General features: G+C 45.2%; 1 protein-coding gene. It reads right to left on the reverse strand.

Features of this window, described 5'->3' with window-relative positions:
* Window positions 1–212: hypothetical protein (locus A3763_RS29540; protein WP_231872147.1), on the reverse strand; the 212-nt coding region annotated here is incomplete at its 3' end.
* Window positions 213–842 lie beyond the last annotated feature (630 nt).

Here is an 842-nt window from a genome sequence, read left to right on the forward strand (position 1 = left end):
ATTTTTAGGGTAGGTGGCACGTTTTCCCACTGTTCAGCTCTGCTGTTTAAGCTTCTCAAGCACATTTGTATTTGTAGAGGCTTCGTTGGTGGTGTGTTCCTAGGGAATCCGGTAAAGTCGCCATCTACGGTGTTTTTGTCTCTGGGCAAGCACTTTGGTTTTAACGTGGTGTTTGGTGTAGTTGGTCGTTCTAAAACATCTAACCAGTTCATCAAACATCACTCCGGCCACAAAAACACGTGGCCTGCGTTGGACGCACGATAGAGCCGTGCGCCGTTTATAAAAGCGTTAAATGTTTTTTGCCTTTAGGTTTAAGGCTCAATATTCGGCAGGGAATGCTCAGTTCTTATTAAGCATTCCTCCGTTTAAATTTTTAGGGTAGGTGGCACGGTTTCCAACTGTTCCGCTCCGCTGTTTAAGCTTCTCAGGCACATTTGAATTTGTAGAGGCTTCGTCGGTGGCGTGTTCCTAGGGAGTCCGGTAAAGTTTTCATCTTAATTATTCTAGCCACAGGTCAAGAACTCAGGTTCCGCCTTCGGCTACACAACGTGGTGTTGTTCTAGTTGGGTGTTCTAAAACATCTAACCAGTTCATCAAACATCACTCCGGCCACAAAGAGACGTGGCCTGCGTTGGACGCACGATAAAGCCGTGCGCCGTTTATAAAAGCGTTAAATTTTTTTGGCTCTAAAGGTATAGAGCTCAATATTCGGCAAGGAGTGCTCAGTTCTTATTAAGCATTCCTTCGTTTAAAGTTCTAGGGTGTGTGGCACGGTTTCCCACTGTTCCGCTCCACTGTTTAAGTTTCTCAGGCACTTTTTAATTTGCTGAGATTTCGTCGGT

The organism is Oleiphilus sp. HI0128 (assembly GCF_001635365.1).